The following is a 19,080-nucleotide window of genomic DNA, read 5'->3' on the forward strand; positions in this document are numbered from 1 at the left end:
GTTTGTGGTTAATTTTTTGGACATACAGGTGGCCCCCTGCGGGTCATCTGTTATTATTGTATCGACAAGAGTGTTTCTTTTGCCATCAATTCATAACCTTTGTCTGATGGATGTATGCCGTCTGAAGCCAAAAGATCGGAGGACAATTCAAATTTGAAGTTATTAAAATCCATAGCAGGATAACTTTTTCCCAAAGACCTCAATTCCCTAGTGAGAATACTCCTGTGCACTCCTAAAAAAAAGCGAATAATTCCCGGAATAGAAGGGAAATGTTGAACAGGAGCGATGGATGGAATAATTATCCTTTGAACTGATTTTTTGTTTTGCAATAATTGAATAAAATCCTTCAGTTGATGACTGAATCTTGCAGGCGGAGTAAATTTGAAACAGTCGTTGGCCCCGATCAGAATAATTGCAAATTCAATCTTTTCTGGAATTTCCTGTTTAGCGTGTGCCAATAGTCTCTTTAGTTTTTCCGCTTTAAGTCCATTTTTCCCAAGGTTATGGATATTGAAAGCATGGCCACTTTGATAATATATTTGTGCGGCAAATGTGTTGTCTTGTGTACTTGCTCCAACGCCTGCTGCGGTAGATTCTCCAATGATCAATATATTTCTGCTGTATTTATTATGACCCAATACCAAATATTCACTTTGAGGTTTTAATTTGATAATGGTCTCCCTAAGTTTTTTGCCTTTAAAATAGAAAAATGGGAAAAAGGGAAGCAATAGAACCAACTCAAAAAAGTACAGTATTCGATTGAACATATCCTTGCTGGTTAGGGGTTTAAAGAAAGAATACCAAGCTTTTTTTTGAGCTTGGTGTTTTGATGATTGATTAAAGTAGGAAATAAAGAAAAGCGGGAATTATTAGATTTTAGCCTCCGGATTTTTTTGCTTTATATCCTTCCTGAAGTAGGATCTGCAAAACTTTATCCCGATGGTCTCCTTGAATAAGTATTTCTCCTTCTTTTGCACTCCCTCCAACACCACATTTACTTTTTAGAAGTTTCCCAAGTTCTTTGAGGTCATCTTCCTTACCAACAAAGCCATCAACCAAGGTTACTTGTTTGCCACCCCTTGATTTTTTATCCAACATAACTTTTAAGTTTTGCTGTTGAACCGGAAGGGTGTTTGCTTCGGAATTAGCCCCAAAATCATAATTAAAATCACCACGAGTTGAATACACAACCCCATCCCTTTTCTTCCAATCGTTATTCTTGTTTTTTGACATTATTTTTTTGCTTTCATGGTCCATACAGGCCTTTTGGCGGCATTGACCACGTCCTCAGCAATACTACCGCTCAAAAGATGCAAAAAGCCTGTTCTGCCATGAGTTGCCATGGCGATCATATCAGCATTGATGTCTTCTGCATATTCCAAAATCCCATCTTCTTCCGATGAACTATTGTACACCTCCATTGAAGCAGCATCGATTTCAAAATCATCAACAAAGGATTGTATTTTCTGAATGGATGTTCTGGTGTTTTCAAAAATGCTTGGGGTATTGATCTTCACCAAATGAAGTTCAGCATTAATGGTGCTGATGGTAGTTTTGAGTCTGTTGATGACATCACTAGGAACTTCATTGAAATCACTGGCAAAAACCACTTTATGGATATCATTGGGAGATATCTTACTTTTGATGGTCAGTACCGGACAGGTTGCGTTTCTCACGACCTTTTCAGTGTTACTACCGATTAAAACCTCTTCCAGTCCTGAAGATCCTTTGCTTCCCATGATGACGATATCTGCTTTTGCATCTACTATTTCCTTTGAAATTCCAGCAAAAGGATTCCCAAACACCAATTTAGTCTCAAAAGAAAAACCTTGATTTTTATATTTGGCCTCAAATTCAGCCATTTGATTTTTTCTTTTCTCAACCAATTCAATCATGAAAATTTGGTTGGATTCATTGCTGAAGGCTCCGGCCTCTCCCATACTGCTAAAACTCTGTGGTGTAGGGAGTTCTATTACATGGAAAAGCTTTAAGAGATTTTTGGTCCTTTTTGCCATTTCACTGGCAAATTCAAATGCATAATCCGCTTCTTTGGAAAAATCATAGGGTACGAGAATTGTTTTCATGTCTAAGGGTGTTTATTGATTCAGGAAAATACAAAAAATACATCAATCACATCTAAAGCTTTCCAATTTTATCAGAAAAATATTAATCCAGCCCCAAAAGCCAATACCCAAAGTAATGTCGAAACCGCCATTTTTTTCAAATAAGGATCCAATTCTTTTGAACTTGTTTTTGTACTAACTGCTTTGCCCACATTCAACATAAATGGAAGTACGATTAAGGCCAGCAGGCTCCACCAACTTTGATCCAGAAAAGCAAAAAACAATAAAAATAAGTTTCCTCCAATGATTAGTACCCAGTTATAAAGTATAGCATTTTCTCTTCCGATTCTTACCGGGATTGATTTCTTACCGGCGTTGGTGTCAGAAGTAATGTCTCTGATATTATTAATGTTCAATACGGTGGTGCTGAATAATCCCAAAGAGATAGCAGGAAATAATATTTTTGAATCAAAAGAAAGTCCATGAAGGAAGAAAGTGCCAGAAACTCCCAATAATCCAAAAAAAACAAATACAGAAATATCGCCCAATCCTGCATAACCGTAAGGTTTTTTTCCTGATGTATAGGTAATGGCCGCTACTATCGCAGCGATTCCAAGAGTTAAAAACAGAATGAATAGTTTTAAGTCCGGAAGGGAGATGTAAAGTAAGATCAAACCTGAGATAAGGGAAAAAGCTGTAAAAAGAAAGATTGCTTTTTTCATCTCAGAAAGACTGAGGATTCCGGACTGCACAGCCCTTATAGGCCCTTCTCTATCTTTACTGTCAGCACCATGCACGCTGTCACCGTAATCATTGGCAAGGTTTGAAAGGATTTGTAGGAATATAGTGGTCAATGAAGCAAAGATGAATACTTCCAACCGAAAGACCTGATAGTGGGCAGCAAGGAATGAACCTGCCAAAATACTTGATAAAGCCAAAGGAAGGGTTCTCAATCTGATGGCATGTAGCCATGCCTCTTTTTTGCTGGATAAGGTAATCTCCACGGTTTGTTTTTTGGCAATGATAATAAAAAGACCTGTCTCCTAAAAGGAAACAGGTCTAATTGGGACAAACAACTTTTCAAGCTTGAATTAATTTTATAATCTCGTCGTCCATTGGTTTGACTGATGATGGGAAAAACTTCACCAATTCTCCTTCCTCATTGATAAAATACTTACAAAAGTTCCATGATGGTTCTTTATCATTCCAACCGTTCATGTTTTTATCGGAAAGCCATCTGTATAAAGGATCTTTGTCTACACCTTTTACAGAAACTTTGTCCATCATTTGAAAGGTAACTCCAAAATTTTCAGAACAAAACTGCTTGATTTCTTCATTGGTGCCTGGTTCCTGACCGCCAAAATTATTGGCAGGAAAGCCGATAATGGTCACTTGGTCCCCATGTGCTTCATGAAGCTTTTGCAAATCAGCATATTGTGGGGTATAACCACATTTGGAAGCGACATTAACCAATAATAATTTTTGACCTTTGAACTTGGAGAAGTCAACCAATTCTCCGTTGATGTCTTTCATTTTGAAATCATATACTGATTTTTCCATAAGTAATTGATCCAATGATGTGATTTGACTGTTGTCAGATTTTTCTTTTTGAATGGTGGAGGTGCATGCAAATGCGATGATGGCGATTAGGAATAGGATTTTTTTCATAATTACATTCTTTCTGGGACATTTATTCCTAATAACATCATGCCTGCTTTGATTGTTTTGGCAGTCATGGCTGAAAGTGCAATTCTAAAGGATTGGACTTTAGGATTCGATTCATTAAAGATAGACAATTCGGCATAGAACCTGTTATATTCTTTTGCGATATCAAAGAGATATTGAGCTACTTGAGAAGGGGAAAATTCTTCTCCTGCCTGTCTGATTTTTTTCTCGAAGTCATTCAATACCACGATCAGGTCTCTTTCTGCATCTTCAAGTTTTTCTAATCCCTCAAATCCCTGATTTAAATAATCCACTCCTATCTGATCTGCTTTTCTCAATATAGACGATATTCTTGCATGGGAATATTGGATAAACGGTCCTGTGTTTCCCTGAAATTCTATGGATTCCTGGGGATTGAACAACATTCTTTTTTTAGGGTCCACCTTGAGGAGGAAATATTTCAAAGCTCCCATTCCCAGTGTTTCGTACAATTCTGCGGCTTCATCTTCAGAGAATCCATCTATTTTGCCCAATTCTTTGGTGTGGGATTCTGCAGTGGCAACCATCTCGTTCATTAGGTCATCCGCATCCACTACGGTACCTTCCCTCGATTTCATTTTTCCTGACGGAAGATCCACCATGCCATAAGAAAGATGGTACAGTCCGTCGCCATAAGATCTTCCAAGCTTCCGCATGATTTTGAAAAGGACATCAAAATGATAATCCTGTTCATTGCCTACGACATATACGGATTTGTCAAATTTGAAATCCCGGTATTTGAGTTCGCAGGTTCCCATGTCTTGGGTGATATACACTGAGGTGCCATCCGCCCTTAGAACCAGTTTTTCATCAAGTCCTTCTTCACTAAGGTCAACCCAAACAGATCCGTTTTCTTTTTTGAAGAATACCCCTTTCCGAAGTCCCTCTTCCACTATGTCTTTTCCCAATAAATAGGTGTCTGATTCATAATAAAACTGATCGAAATCAACGCCCATTTTTTTGTATGTAGCTTCGAATCCCTCATACACCCAATTGTTCATGGTTTTCCAAAGGTCAACAACTTGTCTATCCCCAGCTTCCCAGAGTCTCAACATTTCCTGGGCTTCAATTATCAACGATGCCGTTTTCTTTGCTTCTTCCTCTGTCGAACCGCCTTTAATCAAGTCAGCGATTTGTTTTTTATACTCTTTGTCAAAAATAACATAGTATTTCCCAGCCAAATGATCTCCTTTCAAACCGCTTGAATCAGGAGTTTCACCATCTCCATAGTGTTGGTATGCAACCATGGATTTACAAATATGGATACCACGGTCATTCACGAGATTGGCTTTGATGACTTCGTATCCATTTGCTTTAAGGATTTCCGCTACCGAATATCCCAAAAAGTTGTTTCTGAGATGTCCAAGATGAAGGGGCTTGTTGGTGTTGGGGGAACTGTATTCCACCATTACTTTTTGCCCGTTTTTTGGAAGTCTTCCCAAATGTGGATTTTTGGATAATTGTGTAAAAATATCCAGCCATGAAGTTTCTTTGACCGAAATGTTAAGAAAACCTTTGACGACATTAAAACCCTTGACCACATCAGCATACGCAGTCAGGTATTCACCGATTTTGGTACCGCTGACTTCAGGGTTAAGTTTAGTGACTTTTAAAAAGGGGAAAACCACAAATGTAAATGTCCCTTCAAATTCCTTATTGGTTGGTTGAAGGGATATTTGATCATCTCTTAATTGATGGTCAAATAGCTCCTTGAAAGCTTGTTGGATTGTAGTAGATATTTTTTGTTCTAAATTCATGTAATAGATATGAGATATTAGATGTGAGACATGAGACACTTCCGTGGTTGGGGAGACTTTTAGGGGAAGTCCAAACTATGATGGGATTTAGAAAATTGCTCTACCTTAAGCCCTTCATATCGCTAATGTCATTATTTAAAATTTTCACCTCAGAAATTGTCCACCAATGATTTTGTGGTGGCTTCAAGGATGTCAAAGGCATTTTCTGCCATCAGATTTTCGCTATCCAAGGTAGGGTTAACTTCCACGATTTCCCAACAGCAGACTCTTTTGTCTTTGATCAGTTCCTCATTAAGCTTTAAAGCTTCTTCAACTGTCAATCCATCAGGAACTGGAGTCCCCGTACCGACCGAAATGGAAGAATCCAAACTATCCACATCAAAAGAGATATATATTTGATCACAGTTTTTAAGGATGTCCAATGTTTCTAAGGCGATGGTTTTAATCCCTTTGGATCTCACATCGGCAACAGGGAAGTTTTTGATGTTGTATTTTTTGATAATATGGTTTTCAGGTTCTTCTGTATCCCTTACTGATATGAATACGATATCTTCAGGCTTTAACTTGGGGAATTCTCCTCCTATTTTCTTTATTTTTTCCCAAAACTGAACTGTATCCTCAGAAGGTTCATTTACCTGACATTCCTTGTTGTCGATCTGAAGGCACATCGCTAATGGCATTCCGTGCATGTTTCCTGATGGGGTGGTGTAAGGAGTATGAAGATCAGCATGTGCATCGATCCAAATAACACCAAGACGCTTATCAGGATGGGCTGCTTTGATTCCCATGATTGTACCTGCTGCTGTGGAATGGTCTCCTGCCAGGACAATGGGAAATCTTTTATCCAACCTTAGCGATTCAATGCTGCTGTACACATTTTTCAGTACATGGTAAACCCCGTCGATATATTTGGCATTGGGGAATTTATTGGCCCTAAAAAGGAAATTGTTGGCATCCTGAACATGGACAGGTTCAAATTGACTGAAAAAGTCAGAAGTCTTGTCAAGACTTGCAATTTTCAGGGCATCAATACCCAAACTTGCCCCTCTAGTGCCTGCTGCGATTTCAGACCGGACTTCTACTAGCTTAATATCTCTCATAAAATTATATAGATAGGGTTTATTGTATTTTGCTTTTTGGTGCCGCAAAAGTAAGGATTTGGAAGGGGAGAACCAAGGGTTATGAAGGATGAAGGATGAGGGAGGAAGGATGAGATTGAGAACCAAGAAGCAAGAACCAAGAAGCGAGAACCGAGATGCGAGAACCGAGATGCGAGAAGCGAGAGGCGAGATGTGAGAGGCGAGATGTGAGAAGCGAGATGTGAGAAGCGAGATGTGAGAAGCGAGAGCCAAGAAATAAGAGCCAAGAACAAGTAGCGAGAGCGAGGTAGGGTTGGCCCGTCATTCAGAACGGAGCAAAACTGGTCTAGATTTTTTTAAAGAGTCTTGTGCGAAGTGATGAATCTCAAAAAAGTTGAATTTCGAATATTGAACATCGAATAATGAATGATGAAAAAGGGGTTTAGCGCCCAAATGCTAAAGTTTCAATGATTATTGGGGAAAGAAGAGTCAAGAAGTTTAGAATTATCCAATATCATAAGTATTTGTGGAGATACTCACAATGGGAGTGGAAAAGGGTTATTCAGTAATAATAAGGTGAGTGGACACACACACACAATGGCAACATCTTACATCCAAACAACCATAAAAATCTTTTTCAACCATTGAAAAGAAAGTCTTTTTGGTTTGGGAATAATCTTGGTAAGTTTGGTTGTATTTTTATTTGATCGTAAGACAAACCACCGGGTTGAAATAATTTAGTAATGCTTGAGTCCAAATTACCACAAATAGGCACCACCATATTCACAGTGATGTCCAAAATGGCGGCCGACCACGGTGCCATCAATCTTTCCCAGGGTTTTCCCGGTTTTGACTGTTATCCATTTCTGAAAGATCTGGTCAGTGAGTACATGGACACTGGGCACAATCAATATGCCCCGATGAGTGGGGTGGAAGATTTAAAAAACCGGTTGGTAGAAAAAACCAATATCGTACATGGAATCCAATTAAATGCGGAAGAGGAAATAACTGTAGTTTCGGGAGCTACTGAAGCACTTTATGCGGCGGTGACTGCTGTAGTCAGAAATGGAGATGAAGTAATTCTTTTGGAACCTGCTTATGACAGTTATGCCCCTGCTGTGGTGTTGAATGGGGGTGTTCCGGTATATGTCTCTCTAAATTTACCGGATTTTTCAGTTGACTGGGAAAAGGTAAAAGCTGCCATTACCGACAAAACAAGGCTGATTATGGTCAATACGCCACATAACCCCTGTGGCTATGTCTGGACACAGGAAGATCTGAATACTTTGGCAGACCTGATCAAAGACAGGGAAATTTACGTGGTCAGTGATGAGGTGTATGAGCATATCACCTTTGACGGGAAAAAACATCTTTCATTAATGACGCACCCATTGCTCAGGGAAAGGACTTTTGTGTGCTGTTCTTTTGGTAAGACATTTCATATCACAGGTTGGAAATTGGGGTATTGTCTTGCTCCAAAAGATTTGACTACCGAATTCAGAAAAATCCATCAGTTTCTAACTTTTAGTAGCTGTACCCCAATGCAGTATGCTTTGGCAGAATATATGGCTGAGCCCTCCCGATATATTTATCTGAATGATTTTTATCAAAAAAAGAGGGACTTTTTTTGTAAGGGGCTAAAAAATACACCATTTAAATTCACACCGGCACAAGGCAGTTTTTTTCAGTTGGTTTCTTACGGACATCTATCAAATGAATCTGATTATGACCTTGCAATCAGAATGACCAAAGAAATTGGTGTGGCGAGTATTCCTGTATCGGTTTTTTATCATGATCAAAAAGACCACAAATTGCTCAGGTTCTGTTTTGCAAAAAGTGAAGAGGTACTCCTACAGGCCCTTGAATTGTTAAGCAGACCTATATTCTGATTTCAACCGATTTTGGATAAAAGAATGACAATGGAATTGTCCTCCACATGATAGGAACCGTTGGCAAGAGGTTTAGCATGCTGCCAAAGGCAGATATCATCAGGTGATTCCAAAGAGGTGTCTATCCATCTTCTCCAAGATACTTTTTTGCCGTCCACTTCTCTGGGGACTTCAAAGGTCAGTGGTTTTCTGTAAGCATTGACCATGTAGTGCATGGACATTTTACCGTTCAGGGAATTGATGGTCATGGCAATGCTGTGGGAATTTTCAGACCAATCAGGCTCTCCAAGCCTGACACCATGCCATTGAATAGTGGACTGGGTCAAAAAATTCCTTAGGCTGAGATTGAAATTTGCCTGAGAAGATTCTCTTTTAAGTCTTTTTTTGATCAGGATTTTTACAAATCTGAAAATGTCTTTATTTTTTTTGATCAGGTTCCAATCAAACCATGAAAGTTCGTTGTCCTGACAGTAGGCATTGTTGTTGCCATTTTGGGTATGTAGTATTTCATCCCCCATCAGCAGCATCGGGGCGCCAAGGGAGAGCATATTCAATGTTAAAAAGTTTTTTATCTGTCTCCTTCTAAGCTTAAGTATTTTTGGATTATCGGTAGGTCCTTCTACTCCACAGTTCCAACTCAGGTTTTCATTGTTTCCGTCTTGGTTATTTTCCCCGTTGGCCTCATTGTGCTTTTTGTTATAGGAAACAAGGTCATGCAAGGTAAATCCATCATGGCAAGTGATAAAGTTGATGCTTTGTTCCAATTCCCTTTCTTTGGCTTCATACATGTCCGGACTTCCGATCATGCGGGTCACAAAAGCACCTACTTTTCCTTTGTCCCCTCTCATAAAGCTCCTGACATCATCCCGAAACCTTCCGTTCCACTCTTTCCAACTATCTCCTGTGAAATTGCCAACCTGGTACAGACCTGCGGCATCCCAAGCTTCCGCAATCAACTTGGTGCCGGCAAGAATTGGATCGGACTCAATGTCCCAAAGAATAGGTGGATTTTCAATAGGGTTGCCTCTTTCATCTCTGGACAATACGGAAGCAAGATCAAATCGAAAACCATCCACATGCATGTCCCTGACCCAAAAATGAAGACTTGAAAGGATCATTCTCCTCACAATGGATTGGTTTGCATTGAGGGTATTTCCGGTACCTGTATAATTTTTGTACGAAGACCTGTTTTTTTCAAGGATATAGTATACACTATTGTCAATTCCCCTGAAAGTGTATGTCGGACCTTCTTCATGATTTTCTGAGGTATGATTGAAGACCACATCCAAAATCACCTCAATACCTGCTTTATGGAATGCTTTGACCATGTCCCTAAATTCATCCAAAACCTGAAGAGGGTTTTTTCCGGTACTGTATCCCTGATGGGGAGCAAAGAAAGATATCGGACTGTATCCCCAGTAATTTACCCTACCTTCAGGTGCATCCTGTCTGTCAAATTGGAATATCGGAAGCAATTCGACAGCAGTGATACCCAATTCAACCAAATATGGAATTTTCTCAATCAGACCCAGGAAGGTACCTCTTTTGCTTTCCTCTACCCCTGAATTGGCCATTTTGGTAAATCCTCCTACATGGAGTTCATAGATCACTGTTCTGGAAAATGGCCTTCTCGGATGTTCATCTCCCTCCCAATCATATTTTTTAAGGTCAACCAATACACTTTTCATAGACATGGCAGTGGAATCTCCAAAAACACTCAAAGCTTTGCGGTCATATCCTTCTGGTATGGCTACAGATTTAGAGTAAGGATCCAGTATTACTTTTGAGGCATCAAATCGGTGTCCTTTGGAAGGTTCAAAAGGACCATGGATGTGGTATCCATATAATTGACCCGGTTTTACACCTTCTACAAATACATGCCAATACTTATATGTCTTGTTGATGCTTGGTTCTAATCGGATTGTTTGATTGGGTTCTATGTCTTCTGCTTTATCAAAAAATAATAACTCCACCCATTCTGCATTTTTGGAGAATAAACAAAAGTTAATACCTCCATTCTGAAAGGAGGGGCCAATGGGGAAACTCTGCCCAGGGCTATGCTTGTATTTCAATTTTCGGGGTGACATAGGGTGATATGTTCAACAAAGGAAAGGATAAATTGTTAACAAACAAGGGAATTGTTGTGTCTTTAAATAGTCCAAATGGTGTAAATTTTCTTTAAAAAGCACAAACTACTTATTCGTTTGTTTATCAATCATTATATTGATTTTTTTAAGTAAATTTTCTTCAAAAAAAAATATCTATGAAGCAATTGGAAGGCTTCTGAAAAAATATCAATTGTGAAAAAAAGAGAATACGATGCTATAGTAGTGGGTTCAGGACCTAATGGATTGGCTGCTGCCATTAGAATGCAGCAGAAAGGATTGGCTGTGCTCTTGATTGAAGGAGCGGATACCGTAGGGGGAGGGATGCGGACAAAGGAATTGACCCTGCCCGGATTCCTTCACGATGTTTGTTCTGCAATACACCCTTTGGCTGTCTCCTCACCATTTTTGAAAACCTTGCCTTTGGATAAGTTTGGACTGGAATGGATGGAACCTGAAGTATTGGCGGCACATCCTTTTGACAATGGAACTGCTGCATATCTTTACAGGTCAATTGATGACACCGCAGTAGAACTGGGCAGGGATGAAAAAGCCTACAGAGACTTGATTCAGCCGATCGTCAGGGATTGGGAAAATCTAGCAGTTGATTTTTTGGGACCAATGAGGATTCCCAAACATCCCATTTCAATGGCAAAATTCGGGATCAAGGCTTTGCGATCTGCCAATGGGCTGGCCAGGTCAGATTTCAAAACCGAAAAAGCCAAAGGGTTATGGGCCGGTATGGCTGCCCATTCGATTCAGCCTTTGGACAAACTCACCACTTCTGCTGTGGCACTGGTATTATTGGCCTCTGGTCACCACCGGTCTTGGCCTATTCCAAAAATGGGTTCACAGTCTATAGCCAATGCCATGTCAGCCTTTTTTAAATCCCTGGGGGGGGAGGTGCAGACCGGATTTTATGTCAGGCATATAAATGAATTGCCAAAAGCCAAAGCTTATTTATTTGATATAACACCAAAGCAATTGATGGAGATAGCCGGGGAAGAATTTTCCAGGCTGTACAAGTGGCAGTTAAGCAGGTTCAAATATGGGATGGGGGTGTTCAAAATTGATTGGGCATTGAAGGAAGCGATCCCATTTTCTGCTATAAAAGCCAGATTGGCCGGGACGGTTCATCTCGGAAACACTTTAGAGGAAGTAACAAAATCCGAAAAAGAAATTTGGGAAGGCAAGCATCCGAATCACCCTTATGTATTGCTCGCTCAGCAAAGCATTGTAGACAAAAGCAGGGCACCTGAGGGAAGCCATACCGCATGGGCTTATTGCCATGTGCCCAATGGTTCCAGGCAGGACATGACGGCAATTATTGAAGCTCAGGTCGAAAGATTTGCACCCGGATTTCGGGATATTATTATTGGAACAAGCACCAAAAACGCCATGGAAATGCAGGACTATAATCCCAACTATATCGGAGGGGATATCAACGGAGGTGCCATGGATATTACCCAGCTTTTCAATAGACCTGCACTGAGATGGTCTCCTTACCGGACTTCCTCCAAAGGCATTTATATCTGTTCGTCATCCACCCCGCCCGGTGGAGGGGTACATGGAATGTGTGGATTTCATGCAGCCGAAAGGGTAATTAAGGACCTATTTAGATAATTTTTTACAGTATCCTATAAAAACTATAGGATATATAGGAAAATAAAAATCGACTCATTAACTTTCGCAAAAAATCTAAAGCACTTTAATTATCTGGATTTATATATCATACTAAAAAGGTATGAAATATATGATATCATTCTTGACTACCTATTTTATCTAATTTAAATCCTCATTTTATGAGAAGAAGTATACCAACTCTAGTTTTCCTGATCTTTTTGGGAAATGTCGCATTTGCCCAAAATTCCATAGAGGGAGTTGTCAAGGATGAATTCGGGAAACCTGTGATCGGGGCCTCAGTTTTGGTTGAAGGCACCATTAATTTTGCGGTCTCGGATGGCAATGGTAAATTTTTGATTCAAAGTTCCCAAAACTATCCTTTATCTATTAAAGTGAGTTTTGTTGGATTCAAGTCCGTTACCAGACATATGAATGAGTCTGTTAGTAGCTTGCTTGAATTTCAATTGGAAGATGACCTGGTGCTTTCTGAAGTTCTGATCACTTCCAGAAGAAGGGAGGAAGAAGTTCAGGCAGTACCTATTCCTATTTCAGTAATCGGTGGTGCTTTACTTGAAGAAACCCAGGCCTTCAATGTGAACAGGCTGAAGGAATTGGTGCCTACAGTGCAGCTTTATTCCTCCAATCCCAGAAATACAACTTTGAATATCCGTGGCCTTGGTTCGACTTTCGGCTTGACCAATGATGGAATTGACCCTGGAGTGGGTTTTTATGTGGATGGGGTATATTTTGCAAGGCCTGCTGTCACTTCGTTGGATTTTATTGATATTGAGCAAATTGAAGTTTTGAGGGGGCCTCAAGGAACACTTTTTGGAAAAAACACCACTGCGGGGGCATTCAATATAACTACCAGAAGGCCAAGATTTCAGCCGGATGCAAAAGTGGAATCCAGCTTTGGTAATTATGGGTTTATCCAGACCCGTGGATCGGTTACCGGTCCGCTCAGCAAAAAATCAGCAGGCCGTTTATCCTTTTCAGGGACAAGCAGGGATGGTTTGGTATTCAATGAATACAATCAGAAAAACATCAATACTTTAAATAACCTTGGGCTAAGGGGACAGTTTCTTTATTTGCCGTCAGACAATGTAGAATTATTGTTGGCTGCTGATGCAACCAGACAGCGACCTGATGGATATGCACAGGTGATAGCAGGTGTAGTTCCGACCCAAAGAGCTCCTTTCAGACAGTTTAATCAGATTATTTCAGATCTGAATTATCAACTGCCGAGCCTTAATCCATTTGATAGGGTGGTAGACCAGGATACACCGTGGAGATCCAATAACGATTTAGGGGGAGTATCACTGAATGTGGATGCCAAAGTCGGAGGAGGAACATTGACTTCCACTTCAGCTTGGAGGTATTGGAATTGGGAGCCATCAAATGATAGGGACTTTACAGGACTGCAAGTGCTCTCACTTTCCCAAGCACCATTCAAGCACAATCAGTGGTCTCAAGAGGTCCGTTATGCGAGTGAATTCAATTCAAAATTGAGTGGAATAATCGGTGTCTTTGGTCTGTATCAAGACTTGAGATCCACTCCTTACCATACAGAGGAATCCGGTATCCACCAATGGCGCTTTATTCAAAACAACCAGAATCCGCTTTGGGAAATTCCAGGTTTATTGGAAGGCTATGGTATCAGGACGACAAGTAGTCTGAAGTCTTTTAGTGGAGCGGTTTTTGGCCAATTGGATTGGGAAGTCTTTGACAAATTCTTTGTGCTTCCGGGATTGAGGTGGAATTATGATCAAAAAAGCGTGGTATTTGACCGAAGGACTTATGGCGGTCTGCAGACCGATGACCCTGCTTTGATTGCATTGAAAAATCAGGTGTACAACGATCAGGATTTTTCGGCAAGGGTAGACGAATCGAATTTTTCAGGTCAACTCACTTTATCCTACAGACCCACAGAAAAGATCAATGCATTTGGAACTTATTCAAGCGGATTCAAACCAGTTGGTGTTAATCTTGGGGGTTTGCCAAGGGAAAGTGGTAGGACCATGACAGAATTGGCAAGGATCGAACCTGAACAAGTCAATCATTATGAATTCGGGGTAAAATCTAGTCCTGGCAGAACCGCCACAGTCAATTTGGTTTACCATTATTCCGATATCAAAAACTATCAAACATTGGTGCAAACTCCGGATTTGTCAGTCAACCGGGGATATTTGGCCAATGCGGAAAGGGTAGGTGTTCAGGGCTGGGAATTGGATGCCAATCTGAAAGCTTCGAGAGTTTTGTCTTTCTTCGGAGCTTTGGCCTATACTGATGCCAAATATGTGAGATTTACGAATGCGCCAGTTCCCTTGGAAGAGGTGGGCAATGAACCATTCAAGGACATTTCCGGAGGAAGGTTGCCGGGTGTGTCAAAATGGGCAGGGTCATTTGGTGGGGAATGGTTCCAAAAAACCAAATTTATTGGGTTGGAAGGAAAGATTTTCCTTAGCTCTGAATTGTTTTTCCGATCTGAGTTTTCATCCAGTCCATCACCTTCGCAGTTTCTTAATATTGATGGCTACTCAGTAGTAAATGCACGGGCAGGCTTCAGGGGAGATTCAGGCCTTTCTTTCTTTATCTGGTCCAGAAACATGTTTGACACACAATATTTCGAACAATTTTTACCCGGTGCGGGCAATGCTGGACATTATGCCGCAGTTTTGGGTGATCCAAGGACTGTTGGATTAACATTTACCTACAATCTTAAATTAAATTGACCTCAATTTCATTCCTTTTCTGAATGTTTTATTGATGTAGGGAACTGTCCTGTTCATATTTAATTGGAAATAGCTTCACTAATACCCTACAAATATTATAGGAAATGTTGTTTTTGAAAAATTATCACTATATTTTTGAAGTTCTAATCCTACCAGAATTATCGGAATTATGGAAAAAATATTGATCAAAGTAAAAGAAGAACCATTCTGGTCTGTTTTTTTTGGGTTCAGTTTTTTGTTGGTTTTATTGATCGCATTCAAATCATTCTCTGGGATATGGGAAGGTACAGAGATGGATTATGAAATGTTCTTTTGGTTTTTGTTGGTGGGCTTTGTAGCACAGACCATTGACGGGGCATTAGGAATGGCTTATGGGGTAAGTTCAAACTCCATTCTTTTAGGAATAGGAATTCCGCCTGCGGTAGCTTCTGCATGGGTGCATTTTGCCCAGGTTTTCACTTCATTGGCTTCGGGGATTTCACATTGGAGATTGGGGAATGTGCAGTGGTCTTTGGCCAAAAAGCTCTTGATCCCCGGAGTAATAGGTGCGATTTTGGGCGCATATTTTCTTTCGAATATTGACGGTAACCTGATCAAACCATACATTGCTATCTATTTGATGGTCATGGGGCTGATTATACTTTCCAAAGTAATCCGTAAGAGGAAAAAAGAATTTAATTTCGAAAGCAGGTCACTTCCCTATTTGGCAAGTATTGGGGGGTTTGCGGATGCTATAGGGGGAGGCGGTTGGGGACCCGTTGTCAATTCAACTTTGATGGGCAAGGGGCATGTGCCCAGATATGCAATTGGGACCGGAAATTTTGTCGAGATCTTTGTGTCTTTGGCCAGCGCGAGTACCTTTTTGTTTTTTATCAAAGAACTGAGTTTGGCACCTATTCTCGGGCTGATTTTGGGCGGAGTTATTGCAGCCCCATTTGCAGCGATGTTTGTAAAAAAAATCAATCCCAGCGTATTATTGGCTATGGTTGGACTTTTGGTCATAGGGCTCAGTATCCGCACCTTCTACATATCGGTTGCCTAATTCCATTGACGGTATCCTTCAATGCTTGAAAATTTTTGTATTTTCGATGCTAAACATACAATCAATGCTTTCCAAAAGAGCCAAGTACGCCATCAAAACAATTCTTTACCTGTACGAAAACAAAGAACAAACACCCGTTTCAGCAAAAACTATTTCTGAAAATGAAAGAATTCCTTACAAGTTTTTGGAGAATATCCTGAGGGAACTCAAAACCCATCAGGTTGTAAAAAGTTTACGTGGGGCGGTTGGAGGCTATTCTTTGGCAAAAGATCCCAATGAGATTACAGTCTCCCATTTGATGCGGATCATTGATGGGCCCATTGCCCTGATTCCATGTGTTTCTGAGAGATTTTATGAATCCTGCGGCGAATGTACCGATGAAGAAACCTGCCGCATCAGAAAGTTATTCGGGGAACTCCGTACAGAAATGCTCCCTGTTTTGGATAAAACCATAGTGGAGTTGGCGAGGCTTTGAAAAATATTTGGCTAAAGCCTTAATGATTTTTGATTATAAAGTGATTGGGCGATTCCTATTGATTTAAATCCCGAATGGGATTAAATACCGTCAGGTTAGTTACCCTGGATGAAATCCAGGGACCTGAACCTAAACTCAAACCCGACAAAGCCCAACCCTGAAAGGGTTTAATTATTTCCAAAGAGTCCGGTTTAATTCAACCCCTGTCGGGGTTGGGCGGATATTGAGCGTTTCTTTTTAATCTTATCCCCCGGATTACCATCCGGGGCAAATAACCTATCAGTATTCAATCCCATTCGGGATTGGGAATTGTGGGGGAATCAATTCCAGATTCCGAAATGGTATCACAGTTCGAATGGACACGGTGAAGCCTTTAAAGATTATTTCCATGAGGCAAGGTGGTATATCATTCCCTACTGCTAAAAACAGGACTTCAATTGGCTGTTGATTATCACTTTGACCACCGTGGATATTTCTATAAGCAGCGTATCAAAAATAATTTCCACCAAAACCCTATAAAAATTATAGGGTAATTAGGAAATTAAAAAACCATCACTTATTTTTGGATCATTCATTTAAATATTCTTGTCATGAGTTCACATTCATTACCTACGCAAACCGCAGCAATCGAAATATTTGCTTTCCAGAAAATCACCAAAAAAGAAGGTGCTTATACCAAAGATTTAAACCCATTGGAAATCATAGAAAGCTGCGAAATGGTGAATGTGCTGGAGACTGCCTCATTTGATTTCCCTAATTTTCCAGAAGCCAAGAAGAGTTTCCATGTGATCTACTTTGAGCTTTCTGAAGAATTCCAAGCTGTCAAAGGGCTGTTTAATGGACTGATTAGCCTTGGTCATAAGGATGCTGTAATACTGGATTTTGAGAAGGATTTGTCAAGGTATTCTTTGAAGTTCTATGTTTCTCAAGAAGCTGAAGTCAACAATTATCTGAACAAAATTTTCAGGTTTGTATCAGATGAAATCAGGTTCAAAAAGATTTTGAAAAAGTCAATTGCAAACCAAAAAGCATTTGCCAAAGAGGAACAACTACTTAGAAAGGAGCTTTTCGCATAATGTTTTCTAAATATTAAATCTTGTAAAAAAGGGGGATTCCATTTGGATTTTCCCCTTTTTTCGTTTGAATTACCAATATTAAAAGCAAGTTTTGTAGTTGGTTTTCAAGCTTTAAATCAAATATTATAATGAATAAATACATTGATCTCATTCAGCAGACCTTTGATTTCCCCACAAAAGAATTTCATGTAGATAATAACGAGCTCCATTTCAATGGCGTCAACCTCATGGAGATCATCAAGACTTACGGGACCCCGCTCAAGCTGACATACCTGCCCAAGATTTCTGAGAATATCCAAAATGCGAAAACCTATTTTGGCAACGCCATAGAAAAACATGAATATAAAGGAAAGTATACCTATTGCTATTGTACCAAGTCTTCCCACTTCAGTTTTGTCTTGAATGAGGCCTTAAAAAATGACATTCATATAGAGACCTCATCTACCTTTGACATCCCTTTGGTCCGAAGTCTGTATGAAAAAGGAAAAATCAACAAACAGACCTATATAATCTGTAACGGCTTCAAAAGGGAATTGTATAAACAATATGTATCAGAATTATTGAATGATGGGTTTGTAAATTGTATTCCTATACTGGACAACCTTTCTGAAATTGACTATTATTTGGAACATGTGAAGGTTCCCTTTCAGGTCGGTATCAGAATTGCTGCAGATGAAGAACCTAAATTCGGGTTTTATACATCTAGGCTAGGAGTACGGTATAATGATATCATCAGTCTTTATGAGGAAAAAATCAAAGATAATCCGAATGTTTCTTTGAAGATGCTTCATTTTTTTCTCAACTCAGGTATTAAAGACACAGCCTATTATTGGTCTGAACTGACCCGCTTTATTCAAAAGTATGTTGATTTGAAAAAAGTAGCTCCGTCCCTAGACTCTATGGATATTGGTGGTGGATGGCCAATCAAATACAGTGTCTTTTTTGACTATGATTATCAGTATATGGCAGAGCAGATTGTGAAAAACATCAAATGGATGTGTGCTAAAAACCATACGGATGAACCGAATATTTTTACTGAATTCGGAAGTTATACCGTCGGGGAAAGCGGTGCAGTGCTATATTCCATTTTGGATGAAAAGCTTCAGAATGACAAGGAACTGTGGTATATGATCGATGGCAGCTTTATTACCCAATTACCAGATAGTTGGGGTATGAACCAAAAGTACATCATGCTAGCTGTAAACAACTGGGATGATGAATATCATAACATTAGTCTTGGGGGATTGACTTGCGACAGTATGGATTATTATAACTCGGAGGCCCACCAATTCAACATATATTTGCCTAAAATCGAGACGGGAAAAAAACAATATATTGGATTCTTCCATACAGGAGCTTATCAGGAATCCCTGGGAGGATATGGTGGTATTCAACACTGCCTGATTCCGGCACCCAAGCATGTCATAATTGACAGAGATACAGATGGTAGTATCAAACATTGGTTGTTTTCACCGGAACAAAACAGTGAGAGCATGATGAAAATACTGGGATACTGAGACAAAATAAAGCGTAGT

General features: G+C 39.9%; 15 protein-coding genes. 7 read left to right on the forward strand and 8 right to left on the reverse strand.

The genetic code is table 11. The annotated features are described in order from the left end of the window. Window positions 1–53 precede the first annotated feature (53 nt). The 7 genes from ACEW8U_RS15150 to rocF all read right to left on the reverse strand — a co-directional run bounded on the left by ACEW8U_RS15150 (window position 54) and on the right by rocF (window position 6,624). The gene (locus ACEW8U_RS15150; RefSeq protein WP_373522893.1) at window positions 54–767 is read right to left on the reverse strand and encodes an SGNH/GDSL hydrolase family protein; all 714 of its coding nucleotides are present in this window, start codon (window positions 765–767) and stop codon (window positions 54–56) included. A 109-nt stretch (window positions 768–876) separates the two neighbouring features. After that, on the reverse strand, window positions 877–1,233 hold the full coding sequence (locus tag ACEW8U_RS15155; protein ID WP_373522894.1) for a translation initiation factor: 357 nt from the start codon (window positions 1,231–1,233) through the stop codon (window positions 877–879). After that, a complete protein-coding gene (locus ACEW8U_RS15160) occupies window positions 1,233–2,084 on the reverse strand; it encodes a universal stress protein (RefSeq protein WP_373522895.1) in 852 nt (283 codons plus the stop codon). Before ACEW8U_RS15160 ends, ACEW8U_RS15155 begins: the two co-directional genes overlap by 1 nt. Before the next feature lie 71 nt (window positions 2,085–2,155). Next, window positions 2,156–3,067 (reverse strand): 1,4-dihydroxy-2-naphthoate polyprenyltransferase, encoded by a 912-nt coding sequence (locus ACEW8U_RS15165; RefSeq protein ID WP_373522896.1) that lies wholly within the window; start codon window positions 3,065–3,067, stop codon window positions 2,156–2,158. Window positions 3,068–3,143: 76 nt separating this feature from the next. Next, window positions 3,144–3,731, reverse strand: coding sequence for a glutathione peroxidase (locus ACEW8U_RS15170; protein WP_373522897.1), 588 nt, complete (start codon window positions 3,729–3,731; stop codon window positions 3,144–3,146). Between the two features lie 2 nt (window positions 3,732–3,733). Beyond that, complete coding sequence (gene argS / locus ACEW8U_RS15175; protein WP_373522898.1) at window positions 3,734–5,524, reverse strand: arginine--tRNA ligase; 1,791 nt, start codon at window positions 5,522–5,524, stop codon at window positions 3,734–3,736. A gap of 149 nt (window positions 5,525–5,673) precedes the next feature. Next, the gene (gene rocF / locus ACEW8U_RS15180; RefSeq protein ID WP_373522899.1) at window positions 5,674–6,624 is read right to left on the reverse strand and encodes an arginase; all 951 of its coding nucleotides are present in this window, start codon (window positions 6,622–6,624) and stop codon (window positions 5,674–5,676) included. A 722-nt stretch (window positions 6,625–7,346) separates the two neighbouring features. On the opposite strand from rocF, the gene ACEW8U_RS15185 reads away from it, so the two are divergent. Then, window positions 7,347–8,492 carry a methionine aminotransferase gene (locus ACEW8U_RS15185; protein ID WP_373522900.1) on the forward strand — a complete coding sequence of 382 codons (1,146 nt, stop codon included), beginning with the start codon at window positions 7,347–7,349 and terminating at the stop codon, window positions 8,490–8,492. A gap of 2 nt (window positions 8,493–8,494) precedes the next feature. Here the strand turns inward: ACEW8U_RS15185 and glgX are convergent, their stop codons facing one another. Further along, a complete protein-coding gene (gene glgX / locus ACEW8U_RS15190) occupies window positions 8,495–10,579 on the reverse strand; it encodes a glycogen debranching protein GlgX (RefSeq protein WP_373522901.1) in 2,085 nt (694 codons plus the stop codon). 213 nt (window positions 10,580–10,792) lie between these two features. Between glgX and ACEW8U_RS15195 the strand changes: the two genes are divergently transcribed. The 6 genes from ACEW8U_RS15195 (at window position 10,793) to ACEW8U_RS15220 (ending at window position 19,062) form a co-directional block, all read left to right on the forward strand. After that, a complete protein-coding gene (locus ACEW8U_RS15195; protein ID WP_373522902.1) occupies window positions 10,793–12,220 on the forward strand; it encodes a phytoene desaturase family protein in 1,428 nt (475 codons plus the stop codon). A gap of 179 nt (window positions 12,221–12,399) precedes the next feature. Next, a complete protein-coding gene (locus ACEW8U_RS15200; RefSeq protein ID WP_373522903.1) occupies window positions 12,400–14,952 on the forward strand; it encodes a TonB-dependent receptor in 2,553 nt (850 codons plus the stop codon). Window positions 14,953–15,121: 169 nt separating this feature from the next. Next, on the forward strand, window positions 15,122–15,994 hold the full coding sequence (locus ACEW8U_RS15205) for a sulfite exporter TauE/SafE family protein (protein ID WP_373522904.1): 873 nt from the start codon (window positions 15,122–15,124) through the stop codon (window positions 15,992–15,994). A gap of 64 nt (window positions 15,995–16,058) precedes the next feature. Further along, the gene (locus tag ACEW8U_RS15210; RefSeq protein WP_373522905.1) at window positions 16,059–16,469 is read left to right on the forward strand and encodes an Rrf2 family transcriptional regulator; all 411 of its coding nucleotides are present in this window, start codon (window positions 16,059–16,061) and stop codon (window positions 16,467–16,469) included. Between the two features lie 590 nt (window positions 16,470–17,059). Next, window positions 17,060–17,545: a hypothetical protein gene (locus tag ACEW8U_RS15215; RefSeq protein WP_373522906.1), complete on the forward strand. Its 486-nt coding sequence runs from the start codon at window positions 17,060–17,062 to the stop codon at window positions 17,543–17,545. 128 nt (window positions 17,546–17,673) lie between these two features. Next, window positions 17,674–19,062: an arginine decarboxylase gene (locus ACEW8U_RS15220; protein WP_373522907.1), complete on the forward strand. Its 1,389-nt coding sequence runs from the start codon at window positions 17,674–17,676 to the stop codon at window positions 19,060–19,062. Window positions 19,063–19,080: the final 18 nt, after the last annotated feature.

The organism is Aquiflexum sp. (genome assembly GCF_041751335.1).
Lineage (GTDB): Bacteria > Bacteroidota > Bacteroidia > Cytophagales > Cyclobacteriaceae > Aquiflexum.

Excerpts from the sequence above, each read along its gene's own strand:
- ACEW8U_RS15200 (WP_373522903.1), top strand. The coding sequence starts at position 12,400 with ATGAGAAGAAGTATACCAACTCTAGTTTTCCTGATCTTTTTGGGAAAT.
- glgX (WP_373522901.1), bottom strand. The coding sequence starts at position 10,579 with ATGTCACCCCGAAAATTGAAATACAAGCATAGCCCTGGGCAGAGTTTC.
- ACEW8U_RS15150 (WP_373522893.1), bottom strand. The coding sequence starts at position 767 with ATGTTCAATCGAATACTGTACTTTTTTGAGTTGGTTCTATTGCTTCCC.
- ACEW8U_RS15215 (WP_373522906.1), top strand. The coding sequence starts at position 17,060 with ATGAGTTCACATTCATTACCTACGCAAACCGCAGCAATCGAAATATTT.
- ACEW8U_RS15185 (WP_373522900.1), top strand. The coding sequence starts at position 7,347 with ATGCTTGAGTCCAAATTACCACAAATAGGCACCACCATATTCACAGTG.
- ACEW8U_RS15205 (WP_373522904.1), top strand. The coding sequence starts at position 15,122 with ATGGAAAAAATATTGATCAAAGTAAAAGAAGAACCATTCTGGTCTGTT.
- ACEW8U_RS15155 (WP_373522894.1), bottom strand. The coding sequence starts at position 1,233 with ATGTCAAAAAACAAGAATAACGATTGGAAGAAAAGGGATGGGGTTGTG.
- ACEW8U_RS15170 (WP_373522897.1), bottom strand. The coding sequence starts at position 3,731 with ATGAAAAAAATCCTATTCCTAATCGCCATCATCGCATTTGCATGCACC.
- ACEW8U_RS15210 (WP_373522905.1), top strand. The coding sequence starts at position 16,059 with ATGCTTTCCAAAAGAGCCAAGTACGCCATCAAAACAATTCTTTACCTG.
- ACEW8U_RS15160 (WP_373522895.1), bottom strand. The coding sequence starts at position 2,084 with ATGAAAACAATTCTCGTACCCTATGATTTTTCCAAAGAAGCGGATTAT.
- argS (WP_373522898.1), bottom strand. The coding sequence starts at position 5,524 with ATGAATTTAGAACAAAAAATATCTACTACAATCCAACAAGCTTTCAAG.
- ACEW8U_RS15220 (WP_373522907.1), top strand. The coding sequence starts at position 17,674 with ATGAATAAATACATTGATCTCATTCAGCAGACCTTTGATTTCCCCACA.
- rocF (WP_373522899.1), bottom strand. The coding sequence starts at position 6,624 with ATGAGAGATATTAAGCTAGTAGAAGTCCGGTCTGAAATCGCAGCAGGC.